The following is a 16,105-nucleotide window of genomic DNA, read 5'->3' on the forward strand; positions in this document are numbered from 1 at the left end:
CGGGGTTCAGGCGGGAGATTGGCAAACAAAGTTGTCGGAACTTTCGTGCAAATGTACTGAATCGTGTCCGCCTCCGATGACGCACCGGACAAGGTCTAGAATCGGCCGAAAAACCTGCATCCGCGGAGCGCCCATGCACGGACATCCCACCACACGCCAGCCTCAAGACGGCCTCCTCCCGGCCGACGGGCAGCCCTACCGCGACCTGCTGGGCGCCGGGCTCGACCTGCTCGACCAGGGCATCACCGTGTTCGACGCCGACCTCCGCATGGTCGCGTGGAACGCCGCCTTCCTGCGCCTGCTCGACTTTCCCGAATCCCTCGCCCGGCCCGGCGTGTCCTTCGAGGATTTCATCCGCTTCAACGCCGCGCGCGGCGACTACGGCCCCGGCGACCCGGCGCAGCAGGTGGCGGAGCGGGTCGCCCGGGCGCGGAGCTTCCAGCCCCACACCACCGAACGCGTGCGCCCCAACGGGCGCACCCTGTCGATCCGCGGTTTCCCGCTGGCCAACCGGGGCTTCATCGCGGTGTATACCGACATCACCGAGCAACGCCGCGCGGAGGCCCAGATCAGCCGCCACCAGGCGGAGCTCGAAGCCCACATCGCCTCCCGCACCGAGGCCCTGCGGCGCAGCGAGCAGCGCCTGCGCGAGATCACCGACGCGCTCCCGGCGGCTATCGCCTATGTAGACAAGGACGGCATCTACACCTACGCCAACAAGGGCTACGCCGAATGGTTCGGCTGGACCACCGACACCCTGCCGGGGCACCGGGTCCCCGAGGTGATCGGCGAGACGCTGTTCGAGATGGTCGCTCCCAACCTCGCCCGCGCCCTCGCCGGCGAGCGGGTCAGCTACGAATACCGGCTCACCGGCCGCGACGGCGAGCCCGCCTACGCCCGCAGCACCCTGGTGCCGGACGTGGCGCCCGACGGCAGCGTGCTCGGCTGCTACGTGCACTCGATGAACGTCACCGAGCAGCGCCACGCCCAGGCCGCCCTCGCCCAGGCCCAGAAGATGGAAGCCATCGGCCAGCTCACCGGCGGCCTCGCCCACGACTTCAACAACATGCTGACGGTGGTCATCGGCAACCTGGTGGCGCTCAAGGAGAACCACCCGGACGACCCCCTCACCGAGAACTTCGTCGAGCCGGCCATGCAGGCCGCCAACCGGGGCGCCGAGCTGATCCGCCGGCTGCTCGGCTTTGCCCGCCGCCAGCCCCTCGAGCCGGAACCGGTTGAGGTCAACGAACTGATCCTCGGCATGTCCAAGCTGATCCGCCGCTCGCTGCCCAGCACCATCGCCGTCTCCACCGCCAGCCGCGAGCCCTGCCTGGTGGCGATGGTGGACGCCCACCAGCTCGAGAACGCCCTGCTCAACCTGGCCCTCAACGCCCGCGACGCGATGCCCAACGGCGGCGAACTGCGCATCGAATCGTCCCTCGAACACCTCGGCCCCCACGCCGCCGCCGACCTCGAAGTGCCCCCCGGCGACTACGTCCAGATCGCCGTCAGCGACAACGGCATGGGCATGGACGGCAGCACCCTGGCGCGGGTCTTCGAGCCCTTCTTCACCACCAAGCAGTTCGGCATGGGCAGTGGCCTGGGCATGTCGATGGTGTATGGCTTCACCAAGCAGTCGGGCGGCGGCGTGCGCATCCGCAGCCGCCAGGCCCGGGGCACCACGGTCGCGCTGCTGCTGCCGCGCATCGACGAGGAACAGACCGCCACGCCGCTGCCCGCCGGACGGGACATCGCCGCCCACGACCTGGCCGGCAAGCTGGTGCTGCTCGCCGAGGACGACGCCGATGTGCGCAGCGTGGTGCGGATGCAGCTCGCCGAGCTGGGCTGCGCGGTGGTCGAGGCCGAGAACGGTGCCGAGGCCGCCGACATGGTCGAGAACATCCCGGCGATCGCGCTGGTGATCTCCGACGTGGTGATGCCCGGCGCGATGGACGGGCGCGCCCTGGCCCGCTTCGTGCGGCGCTTCCGCCCCGAGCTGCCGATGGTGCTGATGAGCGGCTTCGCCGAGTCCGGCTTCCATCCGGGCAGCGGGCCGGCGCCGGGGAATGAACTGCCCCTGTTGGCCAAGCCGTTCTCGCGGGATAAGCTGCTGGCTGCCCTGAGCGCCCTGCGCGCCTGACTCCCACGCCCACGCCATGCCGCCCACCCGCGCCCCCGAACTCATCTACGTCGTCGAAGACGAGCCGGCCATCGCCCGGCTGATCTGCGACACCCTCGAGAAATTCGGCTACCGCAACGAAGCCTTCCGCAGCGCCGAAGCCTTCTTCCACGGCCTGCGCCACCGGGCGCCCGACCTGGTGATCCTCGACCTCGGCCTGCCCGACATGGACGGCATGAGCGTGCTCCAGCAACTGCGCGGCCAGCACAGCTGCGGGCTCCTGATCGTCACCGGACGCAGCGACACCCACGACCGGGTGATGGGGCTGGAGCTGGGGGCCGACGACTACGTGGTGAAGCCCTTCGAGCCGCGGGAGCTGATCGCCCGGGTGCGCAGCATCCTGCGCCGCTATCCGGGCCAGCCGGAGCTGCCCGCCGACCCGGCCAAGCGCGTCGCCGAATTCGCCGGCTGGCGCTTCGCCCCCGGCAGCAACACCCTCACCAGCCCGGCCGGCCAGGAAGAAACCCTCAGCACCGCCGAAGCCCAGCTGCTGTCGGTGCTGCTGGCCCACCCCAACCACATTCTGACCCGCGAACAGCTGCTCGGCGGCCGCGACGTGGCCGCCCTCGACCGCAGCATCGACCTGCGCATCTCCCGCCTGCGCCGCCGCCTAGAGGAAAACCCCCAGCACGCCCGCCTCATCAAGACCGTCTACGGCGCCGGCTACCTCCTCGCCGCCACCGTCACCTGGTCCTGAGCCCCCCCGAAAAGCCAGCACCGCCCTCCCCGCCGCCACCCGCAGCCTGTATAGTCCGCCCCCAAATTCCCCCACTCAAGCACCCACCCAACTTTCGGGGCGTGCAGGAAGCGTGGCGAGCGGCCCGAGGTCGCGACGAGGAGCGGAGCTGTACGCGAGTACAGCGAGCACCGGAATCGCGAGATCGGGCCGCGCAGTAGCTTCCTGCTCGCCCCCGCGCAAAAAGATGCAGAAGAGTTATACCGCCGATTCCATCACCGTCCTGAAGGGCCTCGAGCCCGTCAAGCAGCGGCCGGGCATGTACACCCGCACCGAGAACCCGCTGCACGTCATCCAGGAAGTCATCGACAACGCCGCCGACGAGGCGATGGCCGGCTTCTGCCGCAAGATCGCCGTCACCCTGCACGCCGACGGCTCGGTGAGCGTGGCCGACGACGGCCGAGGCATCCCGGTCGAGATCCACCCGGTCGAGGGCGTGTCCACCGTCGAGGTGGTGTTCACCCGCCTGCACGCCGGCGGCAAGTTCAACAAGACCGACGAGGACTCGGCCTACCGCTTCTCCGGCGGCCTGCACGGCGTCGGCGTGTCGGTGACCAACGCGCTGTCGCACCGCCTGGAGGTCGAGGTGGTGCGTGATGGTGGGCGGCACCGGCTGGTGTTCTCGGGCGGCGAGGTGATCGAGCCCCTCGCCCGCACCGGCGACGCCCCCAAGAAGGCCAGCGGTACCACCGTGCGCGCCTGGCCCGACGCCAGATACTTCGACGCCGCCGAACTGCCGCGGGCCGAGCTCGAGCGCCTGCTGCGCTCCAAGGCCGTGCTGATGCCCGGCCTCGAGGTGAGCCTCGCCATCGAGGGCGGCGACACCCGCGTGTGGCACTTCGAGCACGGCATGCGCGGCTACCTCTCCGAGGCCCTGCCCGACGAGCCGCTGATCCCGCTGTTCTCCGGCGAGAAATACGCCGCCAAGGGCGACGACAACTTCGCCGCCGGCGAGGGCGCCTCGTGGGCGGTGGCGTGGACGCTGGAAGGCGCGCCGGTGCGCGAGTCGTATGTAAACCTCATCCCCACCCCCGCTGGCGGCACCCACGAGGCCGGCCTGCGGGACGGGGTGTTCACCGCCATCAAGAACTTCATCGACCACCACGCGCTGCTGCCCAAGGGCGTCAAGCTCACCGCCGACGACGCCTTCGGGCGCGCCTCCTTCCTGCTTTCGGCGCGGGTGCTCGACCCCAGCTTCCAGGGCCAGACCAAGGAGCGCCTCAACAGCCGCGACGCGGTGCAGCTGGTGTCGCGGATGGTGCGCGACCCCTTCGAGCTGTGGCTCAACGAGCACGTGGACTACGGCAAGAAGCTCGCCGAGCTGGCCATCAAGGCCGCCCAGGCCCGCGCCCGTGCCGCCCAGAAGGTCGAGAAGCGCAAGTCATCGGGGGTGGCGGTGCTGCCGGGCAAGCTCTCCGACTGCGAGTCGGAGGACATCGCCGAGAACGAACTCTTCCTGGTCGAGGGCGACTCCGCCGGCGGCAGCGCCAAGATGGCCCGCGACAAGGACACCCAGGCCATCCTGCCCCTGCGCGGCAAGGTGCAGAACGCCTGGGAAGTCGACCGCGAGCGCCTCTTCGCCAACGCCGAGATCCACGACATCGCGGTGGCGCTGGGCGTCGACCCGCACCCGGCCGGCAGTGATGCCGACCTCTCCCAGCTGCGCTACGGCAAGGTCATCATCATGTCGGACGCCGACGTGGACGGCTCCCACATCCAGACCCTGCTGCTCACCCTGTTCTTCCGCCACTTCCCCAAGCTCATCGAAAATGGCCACATCTACGTCGCCCAGCCGCCGCTGTACCGGCTCGACGTGCCCGCCTCCGGCAAGAAGCGCCCGCCACGGCGCCTGTACGCGCTGGACGACCAGGAACTGGCGTCCTTGCGCGACCGCCTGGTCCACGAGGGCGTCAAGGCGGAGCAGATCGAGGTCGGCCGCTTCAAGGGCCTCGGCGAGATGAACCCCGAGCAGCTGCGCGAGACCACCATGGACCCGGCCACCCGCCGCGTGCTGCCGGTGCACGTGCGCGCCGACGCCTTCGAGGACACCCTCCGGATGTTCACGCTGCTGATGGGCAAGGGCGAAGCCTCCGGCCGCCGGGCGTGGATGGAAGAAAAGGGAGATTCCGTCGAAGCCGACGTTTGATCCAGCGCAAACCCACGCGATACCTGTGTAAAACCCTGATTGATCTCCACCGCCCTTGCGCAAGAATGGGCATGCGGCCCGGTAAGCCGTCTCTCCATCGGTCCCGGGCTGCGAGCAGGTCGACGTCCGACCCTGCGGCCGATCGCGGACAGCAGCCGAAGCGATTCCCCTCGCCCCGAACCGCTGCCGCATCCCTCTCGCAGGCCGGACTGCCTCCTGCACATCCCCAACAAGAAGCGAGGAAATCATGAACTCCATCCAGCGCCATCTGGGCTGGGCGGCGGTCGCCATCCTGGGGGCCGGCGCCCTCGGCGTCGTCGCCCTCAACCGTGGTGAAAGCATCAACGCCCTGTGGCTGGTCGTCGCGGCCGTCTGCGTCTACCTCATCGCCTACCGCTACTACAGCCTCTTCATCGCCGACAAGGTGATGGAGCTCGACCCCACCCGGATGACCCCGGCCCATCGCCACAACGACGGGCTCGACTACGTCCCCACCAACAAATACGTGCTGTTCGGCCACCACTTCGCCGCCATCGCCGGCGCCGGCCCGCTGGTGGGCCCGGTGCTCGCAGCCCAGATGGGCTACCTGCCGGGGATGCTGTGGATCCTCGCCGGGGTGGTGTTTGCCGGCGCGGTGCAGGATTTCATCGTGCTGTTCATCTCGACCCGGCGCGACGGTCGCTCCCTGGGCGACCTCATCAAATCGGAGCTCGGCCCCATCCCCGGGGTGATCGCGCTGTTCGGCACCTTCATGATCATGGTCATCATCCTCGCGGTGCTGGCGCTGATCGTCGTGAAGGCCCTGGCCGAATCGCCGTGGGGCATGTTCACCGTGGCGGCCACCATCCCCATCGCGCTGCTGATGGGTGTGTATAGCCGCTACATCCGCCCGGGCCGCATCGGCGAGATGTCGATCATCGGCTTCGTGCTGCTGATGGCCTCCATCATCTACGGCGGCGACATCGCCGCCAGCGAGACCTGGGGCCCGCTGTTCACCTTCGACGGCAAGCAGCTCACCTGGCTCCTGATCGGCTACGGCTTCATCGCTTCGGTGCTGCCGGTGTGGCTGCTGCTGGCGCCGCGGGACTACCTGTCCACCTTCCTCAAGATCGGCACCATCGTCGGCCTGGCCATCGGCATCGCCATCGTCGCCCCGACCCTGCAGATGCCCGCCCTCACCAAGTTCGTCGACGGCACCGGCCCGGTGTGGTCCGGCAGCCTGTTCCCCTTCCTGTTCATCACCATCGCCTGCGGCGCCGTCTCCGGCTTCCATGCGCTGATCTCCTCCGGCACCACGCCGAAGCTCCTCGACAACGAGAAGAACGCCCGCCTGATCGGCTACGGCGGCATGCTGATGGAGTCCTTCGTGGCGATGATGGCCCTGGTGGCCGCCTCGGTGATCGAGCCGGGCGTCTACTTCGCGATGAACAGCCCGGCCGCAGTGATCGGCAAGACCGCCGAGAGCGCCGCCCTGGCGATCTCCCAGTGGGGCTTCGTGGTGACGCCCGAGATGCTGCTGCAGACCGCCCAGGACGTGGGCGAGAAGAGCATCATCTCCCGCGCCGGCGGCGCCCCGACCCTGGCCGTCGGGATGGCCCACATCCTCTCCAGCGCCCTCGGCGGCAAGGCGATGATGGCCTTCTGGTACCACTTCGCGATCCTCTTCGAGGCCCTCTTCATCCTCACCGCCGTCGATGCCGGCACCCGCGCCGGGCGCTTCATGCTGCAGGACCTGCTCGGCACCTTCGTGCCCTCGATGCGCAAGATGGACTCCATCTTCGCCAGCCTGGTGGCCACCGGCCTGTGCGTGGCGGCCTGGGGCTACTTCCTGTACCAGGGCGTGGTCGACCCGCTGGGCGGCATCAACACCCTGTGGCCGCTGTTCGGCATCGCCAACCAGATGCTGGCCGGCGTCGCGCTGACCCTCGCCACCGTGGTGCTGTTCAAGATGAAGCGCGAGCGCTTCGCCTGGGTCACGGTGGTGCCCACCGCCTGGCTGCTGCTGTGCACCCTCACCGCCGGCTGGCAGAAGGTCTTCCACGACAACCCGAAGATCGGCTTCCTCGCCAACGCCAACAAGTACCAGACCGCCCTCGACAAGGGCGAGCTGCTGGCCCCGGCCAAGTCGCTGGACCAGATGCACCAGATCATCACCAACAACTATGTGGACGCGGCCCTCGCGGCGCTGTTCATGCTGCTGGTGCTGAGCATCCTGGCCTACGCCATCCCGGCCTGCCGGCGCGCGCTGTCCAACAACAAGCCGACCACGCTCGAGACCCCCTTCGAGCCGATGCCGGCCAGCCGCTGAGGCCCGCCAGGTGTTCTCCGACCTCGCCCGCGTGGGCAAATATCTCGGCCAGGCGGCCCGCCTGATGGTGGGCATGCCCGACTACGACGCCTACGTGCAGCACATGCGCCTCAACCACCCGGACAAGGAGGTGATGAGCTACGAAGCCTTCTTCCGGGAGCGCCAGGAGGCCCGCTACGGCGGCGGCGACGGTCGCCCCGGGCGCTGCTGCTGAGGCCCCCGCAACACCCACCGGCCGGGAGGCCGCCCCTGTGGCAGACTCCCGGCCGGTTTTTCATTCAACACCTGCCATGACCCAGCCCCTCGCCAACCCCCTCGCCCTGCCCCGCCCGCCCATCCGGGCCACGCTCCTCACCGGCTTCCTGGGCGCCGGCAAGACGACCCTCCTCAACCGCTACCTGGCCACCCGGCCGGCCCGGCGCGTCGCGGTGCTCGAAAACGAGTTCGGTGCCGTCGGCATCGACGGCGGCCTGATCGCCGGCTCGCCCGCCGTCGAGGTGGTCGAGCTCGCCAACGGCTGCATCTGCTGCAGCGTGCGCGGCGAACTCTCCAACGCCCTCGCCGACCTCGCCGACCGGCGTGACCGGGGCGAGCTGGACTTCGACCAGCTGGTCGTCGAGACCACCGGCCTCGCCGACCCGGCGCCGGTGGCCCAGGCCTTCTTCGTGGATGAAGGCGTGCGCGAGCGCTACGAGCTGGACGGCATCCTGGCCGTCGTGGACGCCCTCCACGCCGACCGCCAGCTCAACGAAAACCGCGTCGCCGCGGCGCAGATCGGCTTTGCCGACCGGGTGCTGCTGACCAAGACCGACGGCGTCGCCCCCGAGGCCCTGGCCGCGCTGGAGGCCCGCCTCGCCCGCATCAACCTGCGCGTACCGATCGCCCCGGTGCCGAGCGACCCGGCCGGGCTGGCCGCCCTGTTCGCCCTCGACGCCTTCGTGCTGTCCGACGTGATCGAGCAGAGCCCGGGCTTCCTGACACAGCCAAGCCCCAGCGGCCTCTCCCGGGGCGGCGGGGAGTTCCGCAGCTTCGTCCGCCACGACGACGACATCACCTCGCTGGTGCTGCACCACCCGGGCGAAGTGGACGTGGGCCTGATGGGCAGCTTCGTCGAGGAGCTGCTGCTGAAGAACGGCAACGACATGCTGCGCTACAAGGGCATCCTCGCCGTGCGCGGGGAGGCCCGGCGGCTGGTCTTCCAGGGGGTGCACCGCATCACCGGCTTCGACTACGGCCGCGACTGGGCCGATGGCGAGGCCCGCGAGACCACCATCGTGATCATCGGCCGGCGGCTGGACGAAGACGCCATCCGCGCCGGCTTCCGGCTGGCCTGCCGCTGACGCCCGGCCCCCGGGGGCCGGCGCCGTCAGGCGTCGGGCAGCGCCGCCACGTCGGGAACGACGACCGCAAACAGGTCGCCCAGGGCCGCCAGGCTGGCGGCCTGCAGGGTGGCCGCCGGAACGACGTTGCCGTGGGGGTCGGGCAGGTCGCGGGTGGCCGTCGCGCTGGCCACGACGGTCGGCGCAAAGCCGAGGTTGAAGGCCCCGCGGGTGGTCGAATTGACGCACATGTGGGTCATGAAACCGACGAACACCACGTTCTGCCGCCCGGTGGCCTTGAGGCGCGCCTCCAGGTCGGTGCCGATGAAGGAGTTGGGAAAGTGCTTGAGGACCACCGGCTCGCCGGCCGCCGGGGCGACCTTGTCGGCGATGGCGCCGATCGGAGCGCTCACATCGTAGGGCGAGCCCGGACCGGCGTCGTGCTGGATGTGGATGACCGGAACGCCCAGCCGGCGGGCGCGGGCGAGCAGCGCGGCGATCTCGTCGAGGGCCGCCTCGACGCCGCTGAGGGCCATCACGCCCTCCCGGTAGGTGTTCTGGCAGTCGATCAGGACGAGCGTGGACGCCGTGAGGGCGGCGGGAGCGGCGGAGCGGCCGCCGAGATTGCGAAGGGTGATCGGATTGGGCATGATTCAGGCGCCTGTGAGGTTGGAGGAAGCATTGAACGCGCCTCCAGCATAGACGCTGGCCTTGCTCCTGCGATATGGATATCCCTGCATCACCCTCCTGCAATTCTGCAGCCTCACCCGGCTGGGACGACGTGCGCTACGCCGTCGTGATCGCCCGCTGCGGCTCGGTGGCCGGCGCGGCGCGCCAGCTCGGCGTCGACCAGACCACGGTGGCCCGCCGCCTGCGCGCCCTCGAAGCCTGCCTGGGCACGCCGCTGTTCGAGCGCCTCAAGGGCCAGCTGACGCCGACCCCGATGGGGGAGGAGTTGCTGACCCGCGGCCAGCGCATGGAGGCCGAGATCGCCGCCCTGTGCCATCTGGTGAGCGACCGCCAGACCCAGGTGAAGGGCGTGGTCCGGATCACCGCGGTGGACACCCTCGCATCCCATTACCTCGCCCGCCAGCTGGCCGACCTGCGCAGCCGCTATCCCGAGCTGGCCATCGAGATCATCGCCAGCAGCCGGTCCCTCGACTTGGGCCGGCGGGAAGCCGACATCGCCGTGCGGCTGGCCCGCCCGGCCGACGGCGACCTCGTGATGCGCAGCCTGGGCCGGCTCGCCTACGGCGTGTATGGCCCGGAAAAACCGCTGCTGCACACCTCCTGGCAGAGCGCCCCATGGGTGGGGTACGAGCGCGCCCTCGACCGGGTGCCGGAGATGTGCTGGCTCTCCGAGCACGTCGGCCAGCAGAACGTGAGCTTCCGCTGCAACAACATCGACGCGCTGGCCAACGCGGTGGCCGACGGGCTCGGGCTCGGCATCCTGCCGTGCCTGGTGGGCAGCCGCCACCCGGGGCTGCGCTGCCTGTCCGGCAGCGAGGCCGTGCTGACCCGCGAGATCTGGCTGGTGCTGCCCCGCGAGCTGCGTGACGTGCCCCGCGTGCGGGTCGTCGGCGACTGGCTGGTGGAGCGCTTCCACCGCGACGAGGCCCGCTTCTCCCGCACGGCCTGACGCCTCCCGGCCCGCCGGCCGGGCCTGCGCCACGCCCCCGGGCGGCGGGAAGGGCCTCTTCTCGGGCTGACTGGCCGCTCACCGCCCGCATTCCACCTCCCGGCGCGGCCCCAACCCTGCCCGGGCGGCCCCGCCACCCCGCGCGACGCCCCGCTTGTGGTATTTTTGCGCCCTGTTTTTTCGCACACCCCCGGCGCGCCCCAGAGCGTGCCCGCAACCCCGGCGGCCCCGCGCCGCCCGCAGCCATGAACGAAACCCCGGATCTCTTCGAATCCCTCCCGCCGGAGGCCGCCGGCGGCGCCACGCCGCCCGCCCCGCCAGCGGCCCCCCTCGTCGCCAGCGACGACGCCCTGCCCCTCGACCAGTATGCCGAGCGGGCCTACCTCGCCTACGCGATGAGCGTGGTCAAGTCCCGCGCCCTGCCCCAGGTCGAGGACGGCATGAAACCCGTGCAGCGCCGCATCCTCTTCGCGATGAACGAGATGCGCCTGTCCCCGGGCTCCAAGCACGTCAAGTCGGCCCGGGTGGTCGGCGACGTGATCGGCAAGTACCACCCCCACGGCGACAGCAGCGTCTACGACGCGATGGTGCGGGTGGCCCAGGACTTCTCGCTGCGCTACCCGCTGGTGGACGGCCAGGGCAACTTCGGCTCCCGGGACGGCGACTCGGCCGCCGCGATGCGCTACACCGAGTGCCGCCTCACCCCCATCGCCGAGCTGCTGCTGTCCGAGATCGACCGGGGCACCGTGGATTTCCGCCCCAACTACGACGGCGCCTTTGAAGAGCCCCAGCTGCTGCCGGCGCGCCTGCCCTTCGTGCTGCTCAACGGCGCCTCGGGCATCGCGGTGGGCATGGCCACCGAGGTCCCGTCCCACAACCTGCGCGAAGTCGCCACCGCCGCGATCCACGCCATCGAGCACCCGGCTGCCGGCGTCGCCGACCTGATGCAGCACATCGCCGGCCCCGACTACCCGGGCGGCGGCCAGCTCATCTCACCCGCCGCCGACATCCGCCAGGCCTATGAAACCGGCCGCGGCAGCCTCAAGCTGCGCGCCCGCTGGGTGATCGAGGATCTCGCCCGCGGCCAGTGGCAGCTGGTGGTCACCGAGCTGCCGCCGGGCGTCTCGGCCCAGAAGGTGCTTTTCGAGATCGAGACCCTCACCAACCCACAGCCCAAGACCGGCAAGAAATCCATCGACGCCGACCAGGCCCAGCTCAAGGCCCTGATGCTGGCCGCCCTCGACCGGGTGCGCGACGAGTCGGGCAAGGACGCGCCGGTGCGCCTGGTGTTCGAGCCCAAGAGCCGCAACCAGGACATCGCCGAGTTCGCCAACCTGCTGCTGTCCCACACCAGCCTCGAGACCTCCGCGTCGATCAACCTGGTGATGATCGGCCTCGACGGCCGCCCGGGCCAGAAGAACCTCGCCGACATCCTCCACGAATGGGGCCGCTTCCGCATCGGCACCGTGCGGCGGCGCAGCGTGCACCGGCTGGGCCAGGTGAACGACCGCATCCACATCCTCGAAGGCCGGCACATCGTCTTCCTCAACATCGACGAGGTGATCCGCATCATCCGCGAGTCGGACGATCCCAAGGCGGCGCTGATCGCCCGCTTCGACCTCTCCGACCGCCAGGCCGAGGACATCCTCGAGATCCGCCTGCGCCAGCTGGCGCGCCTCGAAGGCATCAAGATCGAGCGGGAGCTCGCCGAGCTGCGCACCGAGAAGTCCGAGCTCGAGGCCCTGCTGGGCGACGAGGGCAAGCTCAAGAAGCTGGTCATCAAGGAGATCCGCGCCGACGCCGCCAGGTACGGCGACGAACGCCGCACCCTGGTGGAAGAGGCCGCCCGCGCCGGCGTCACCCAGACCGTGCTCGACGAGCCCGTCACCGTGATCGTCTCCGAGAAGGGCTGGGTGCGCTGCCGCAGCGGCCACGGCGTCGACCTCGCCAACCTGGCCTTCAAGGACGGCGACCGCCTTGCCGCGGCCTTCGAGTGCCGCAGCGTGGATGCGCTGGTGGCCCTCACCGACGGCGGCCGCGCCCTCACGGTGGCGGTGTCCACGCTGCCCGACGGCCGCGGCAACGGCTCGCCGCTGGCCTCGCTGGTCGAGCTGCCGAGCGGCGCGAAGATCGTGCAGGTGCTCGCCGGCAAGGCCGAGCGCCGGGTGCTGCTCGCCACCAGCGACGGCTACGGCTTCCTCTGCCGCCTGGGCGACATGACCGCCACCAAGCGGGCCGGCAAGCAGTTCATGAGCGTGGATGAGGGCGCGCGGCTGCTCCCGCCGCTGCTCTTCGACGGCGCCGAGGGGCTGCACGTGGCAACGCTGTCGTCGGGTGGCAAGCTGCTGATCTTCACCCTCGACCAGATGAAGGAGCTCTCCGGCGGCGGTCGCGGCAATGTGCTGATGGGCCTTGACGAGGGCGAGACCCTCGCCGCCGTCTGCGTGGCCCACACCAGCCTGACCCTGCTCTGCAACACCCGCGGCGGCAAGCCCGTCGAAACCTCGATTGCCCCCCGCGACTGGGAACAGTGGCTCGGCAAGCGCGCCCGCAAGGGCAAGCCCGCCCCCGCCGGCCCCCAGGCCAACGGCCTGCGCGGGAGCTGAGCGCCGCGCCGCGAACGCCCGGCCCCTCCTGCGGGCCGGGCGGCAACCGGAGCGGCGCCCGCCGTCCCACCCGTCATCACCGGCGCCCCGCCCCTCGGCGGAGAAGGCGTCATACCCGTGAATTACCCCACACTTTTCCCCATCTCGAGGGATTTCAGGCTTCATTCCCGGCCCTCGCTGCCGTTAAAAGGCCGTCCTGACAGAGAAAACCGGCATCCGCTGCGGAGGGGCCGGCCGTTCTCCGAAACCCCCGATCCCGATGAAACTCAAGCTCACCAACGACAACCTGAAGCGCTATCACCTGCTGGGCACGCTGGTTGTCGTGGTCACGCTGGCCCTGACGCTGGCGGCGAGCTTCCTGTGGATCGGCATCACCGAACATCGCGAGATCACCCGGCGCTTCGAGCAGAATCAGCGGGACCACCTCCACGACCGCCTCGAAACCGAGATGGATGCGGCCGTCGGCTACCTGGACTTCCTGGAGGTTCGCACCGAGAGCGTGCTGCGCCAGGCCCTGCGCGAGAAGATCGCGATGGCCATGCAGACCGCCCGGGCCATCCACACGCACGAGAGCAAGCTGCACCCGGAGGCGGCGGTCAAGCGCCTGATCCTCGACACCCTGCGGCCGCAGCGCTTCTTCGATGGCCGCGGCTATTTCTTCGCCCAGGACCAGCAGGGGGTGAGCATCCTGCTGCCGATCAACCCCGCGCTGGAGAACACCTCCCTGTGGGACAACCGGGACGACACGGGCCACTACATCACCCGCGGGCTGCTCGAAGCGGCGCTGGGCAGCGCAGATGGTGGCTTCTCGCGGTACCGCTGGTATTCGCCGGACAACCCCCGGGAGATGTCCGAGAAGCTCGCCTTCGTGCAGATCTTCAAGCCCTACGGGTGGATGATCGGGACGGGCGACTATCTGGAGCAGTGGCACGCCGCCCGGCTGCGGGAGGGCCTCGAGCGGCTGCGCGCCTGGAAGTCCGGCGACACCGGCCACTTCTCGGTGATGAGCCTCGACGGCCGGATCCTGCTGGAGCCCCTCGCCCCCCACAACGAAGGGCGTGACTACCGCCAGGTCGGCTCGGCCGAAGAGCAGGCCATCCGCCGCCGCATGATCGAGCTCGCCGGCCAGGGCGGCGGCCTCATGGAATATACCCTGCGCCGCCCGGGCAGCGAGGGGGTGGACACCCGCAGCGCGATGATCCGACGCTTCGCGCCGTGGAACATCGTGCTCGTCGCGAGCCTGTCCAACCGCGAGATCCAGGCAGCCATCGACATCGAGCGGACCACCGCCTGGTCGTCCCTGTCGTCCCGGCTGCCCTATGCGGGGCTGGTGGCGGCGCTGGCAATCGCTGTGGCGATCCTGGCCTCGGCCCTCTTCTCGCGCTGGATGAGCGGCTTGCTGCAAGGCTACAAGCGGAGCCTGGAAGCCCACGCCCAGGCCCTCGAACAGACCACCGGCGAACTTCACCTGGCCGGCCACGTCTTCCAGAGCAGCAAGGAAGGCATCCTCATCACCGACGCCGAGCGGCGCATCCTGGCGGTCAACCCGGCGTTCACCGAGATCAGCGGCTACCGGGCCGACGAGGTGATCGGCCGCTGCCCCGAGATGCTCTCCTCCGGCCGGCACGACGCCGAGTTCTACCGCAGCATGTGGGAGACCATCCACGAGAACGGCAGCTGGAGCGGCGAGATCTGGAACCGGCGGCGCGACGGCAGCATCTTCCCCGAGCTGCTGCAGATCACCACGGTCTACTCGCCCGGCGGCGAGGTGCTGCACTACGTGGGCACCTTCCTCGACCTCACCGAGCGCAAGGAGGCCGAAGACCGCATCCGCCAGCTCGCCGAGTTCGATCCCCTCACCGGACTGCCCAACCGCAGCCTGCTGAGCGACCGGCTGGCCCAGGTGATGGCCCGGGCCGAGCGGGAGAACCGCCTCGTCGCCACCCTGGTGCTCGACCTCGACCGCTTCAAGAACATCAACGACTCCCTCGGTCATACGGTGGGCGACCAGCTGCTGCAGGGCGTCGCCGCCCGCCTGCTCAAGCTGGTGCGCCAGAGCGACACGGTGAGCCGCCTGGGGGGCGACGAGTTCGTGGTGGTGCTCACCGGGCTGGAACACACCGCCCAGGCCCTGCCCGTCGCCCGCAAGATCCTGGATGCGCTGGCCGCGCCCTTCGAGATCGGCGAGCACGAGATGCTGATCACCCCCAGCATCGGCATCGCCCTGTACCCGGACAACGCGGGCGACCCGGAGACCCTGCTGAAGCACGCCGAGGCGGCGATGTACCACGCCAAGCACCAGGGCCGGAACACCTTCCAGTTCTTCGCCCCCGAGTTCAACCTGTGGGCCACCGAGCGGCTGCACATCGAGAACGGCCTGCGCCACGCCCTTGCCCGCGACGAGCTGCAGCTGCACTTCCAGCCCCAGATCGACCTGAGCACCCGGCACATCGTGGGCTGCGAGGCGCTGCTGCGCTGGCAGCCGGCGGAGGAGCCGATGGTGATGCCCGACCGCTTCATCCCGATAGCCGAGGAGACCGGCCTGATCGTGCCGATCGGCCAGTGGGTGCTGGAGCAGGCCTGCGGCCAGCTCGCCCGCTGGGACGCCGAGGGCATCCCGCCGATCCACATGGCGGTGAATGTGGCCGTGCCGCAGCTGCGCCAGCCGGGCTTCGTGGACAAGGTGCGGCACACCCTGGAGCAGACCGGCATCGCCCCCAGCCGGCTGGAGATAGAGGTCACCGAGAGCGTGCTCCTCGACAAGGACGAACGCATCAGCACGACCCTCGAGGGCCTCGTCGCGCTGGGCGTCAAGCTGTCGCTGGACGACTTCGGCACGGGTTACGCGAGCCTCTCCTACCTGCGCAACTTCCGCTTCAACGTGCTCAAGATCGACCGCTCCTTCGTGATGGAGCTCCACCGCAACGAGGCGGACATCAAGCTGATCCGCGCCATCCTCAGCATCGCCCGCGACCTGTCGCTGCAGACGGTGGCCGAGGGGGTCGAGTCGGAGGTGCAGGACGTGATCCTGCAGGAACTCGGCTGCCACATCGGCCAGGGCTACCACTTCTCACGCCCGCTGCCGGCAGACCGGATGGGCGAGTTCATGCGCCAGCAGCGCGGCGCCTGAAACCCGCCCGCCGGCGCCCGGCATGGCCTCCCAGGCCGTCCG

Annotated in this window: 10 protein-coding genes; 9 read left to right on the forward strand and 1 reads right to left on the reverse strand. The window is 70.0% G+C overall.

Going from position 1 to position 16,105, the window contains the following annotated elements; translation table 11 throughout:
• Positions 1 to 133 precede the first annotated feature (133 nt).
• The 6 genes from ACE3OU_RS12510 to ACE3OU_RS12535 all read left to right on the forward strand — a co-directional run bounded on the left by ACE3OU_RS12510 (position 134) and on the right by ACE3OU_RS12535 (position 8,709).
• Positions 134 to 2,140, forward strand: a complete 2,007-nt coding sequence (locus ACE3OU_RS12510) for a PAS-domain containing protein (protein ID WP_374241887.1) — start codon at positions 134 to 136, stop codon at positions 2,138 to 2,140.
• 16 nt (positions 2,141 to 2,156) lie between these two features.
• On the forward strand, positions 2,157 to 2,876 hold the full coding sequence (locus ACE3OU_RS12515; RefSeq protein ID WP_374241888.1) for a response regulator transcription factor: 720 nt from the start codon (positions 2,157 to 2,159) through the stop codon (positions 2,874 to 2,876).
• 226 nt (positions 2,877 to 3,102) lie between these two features.
• Positions 3,103 to 5,061 (forward strand): DNA topoisomerase IV subunit B, encoded by a 1,959-nt coding sequence (gene parE / locus ACE3OU_RS12520; protein ID WP_374241889.1) that lies wholly within the window; start codon positions 3,103 to 3,105, stop codon positions 5,059 to 5,061.
• Between the two features lie 247 nt (positions 5,062 to 5,308).
• Positions 5,309 to 7,369: a carbon starvation CstA family protein gene (locus tag ACE3OU_RS12525; protein WP_374241890.1), complete on the forward strand. Its 2,061-nt coding sequence runs from the start codon at positions 5,309 to 5,311 to the stop codon at positions 7,367 to 7,369.
• Positions 7,370 to 7,379: 10 nt separating this feature from the next.
• A complete protein-coding gene (locus tag ACE3OU_RS12530; protein ID WP_299867999.1) occupies positions 7,380 to 7,583 on the forward strand; it encodes a YbdD/YjiX family protein in 204 nt (67 codons plus the stop codon).
• A 76-nt stretch (positions 7,584 to 7,659) separates the two neighbouring features.
• Entirely contained in the window at positions 7,660 to 8,709 is a 1,050-nt protein-coding gene (locus ACE3OU_RS12535) for a GTP-binding protein (RefSeq protein WP_374241891.1), read from the forward strand.
• Between the two features lie 26 nt (positions 8,710 to 8,735).
• Here the strand turns inward: ACE3OU_RS12535 and ACE3OU_RS12540 are convergent, their stop codons facing one another.
• The gene (locus ACE3OU_RS12540) at positions 8,736 to 9,338 is read right to left on the reverse strand and encodes a cysteine hydrolase family protein (RefSeq protein ID WP_374241892.1); all 603 of its coding nucleotides are present in this window, start codon (positions 9,336 to 9,338) and stop codon (positions 8,736 to 8,738) included.
• A 131-nt stretch (positions 9,339 to 9,469) separates the two neighbouring features.
• Between ACE3OU_RS12540 and ACE3OU_RS12545 the strand changes: the two genes are divergently transcribed.
• The 3 genes from ACE3OU_RS12545 (at position 9,470) to ACE3OU_RS12555 (ending at position 16,063) form a co-directional block, all read left to right on the forward strand.
• Entirely contained in the window at positions 9,470 to 10,327 is an 858-nt protein-coding gene (locus ACE3OU_RS12545; protein ID WP_374241893.1) for a LysR family transcriptional regulator, read from the forward strand.
• A 245-nt stretch (positions 10,328 to 10,572) separates the two neighbouring features.
• Complete coding sequence (gene parC / locus ACE3OU_RS12550; protein WP_374241894.1) at positions 10,573 to 12,933, forward strand: DNA topoisomerase IV subunit A; 2,361 nt, start codon at positions 10,573 to 10,575, stop codon at positions 12,931 to 12,933.
• A 259-nt stretch (positions 12,934 to 13,192) separates the two neighbouring features.
• The gene (locus tag ACE3OU_RS12555; protein WP_374241895.1) at positions 13,193 to 16,063 is read left to right on the forward strand and encodes an EAL domain-containing protein; all 2,871 of its coding nucleotides are present in this window, start codon (positions 13,193 to 13,195) and stop codon (positions 16,061 to 16,063) included.
• Positions 16,064 to 16,105 lie beyond the last annotated feature (42 nt).

The organism is Zoogloea sp. (assembly GCF_041908905.1).
Lineage (GTDB): Bacteria > Pseudomonadota > Gammaproteobacteria > Burkholderiales > Rhodocyclaceae > Zoogloea.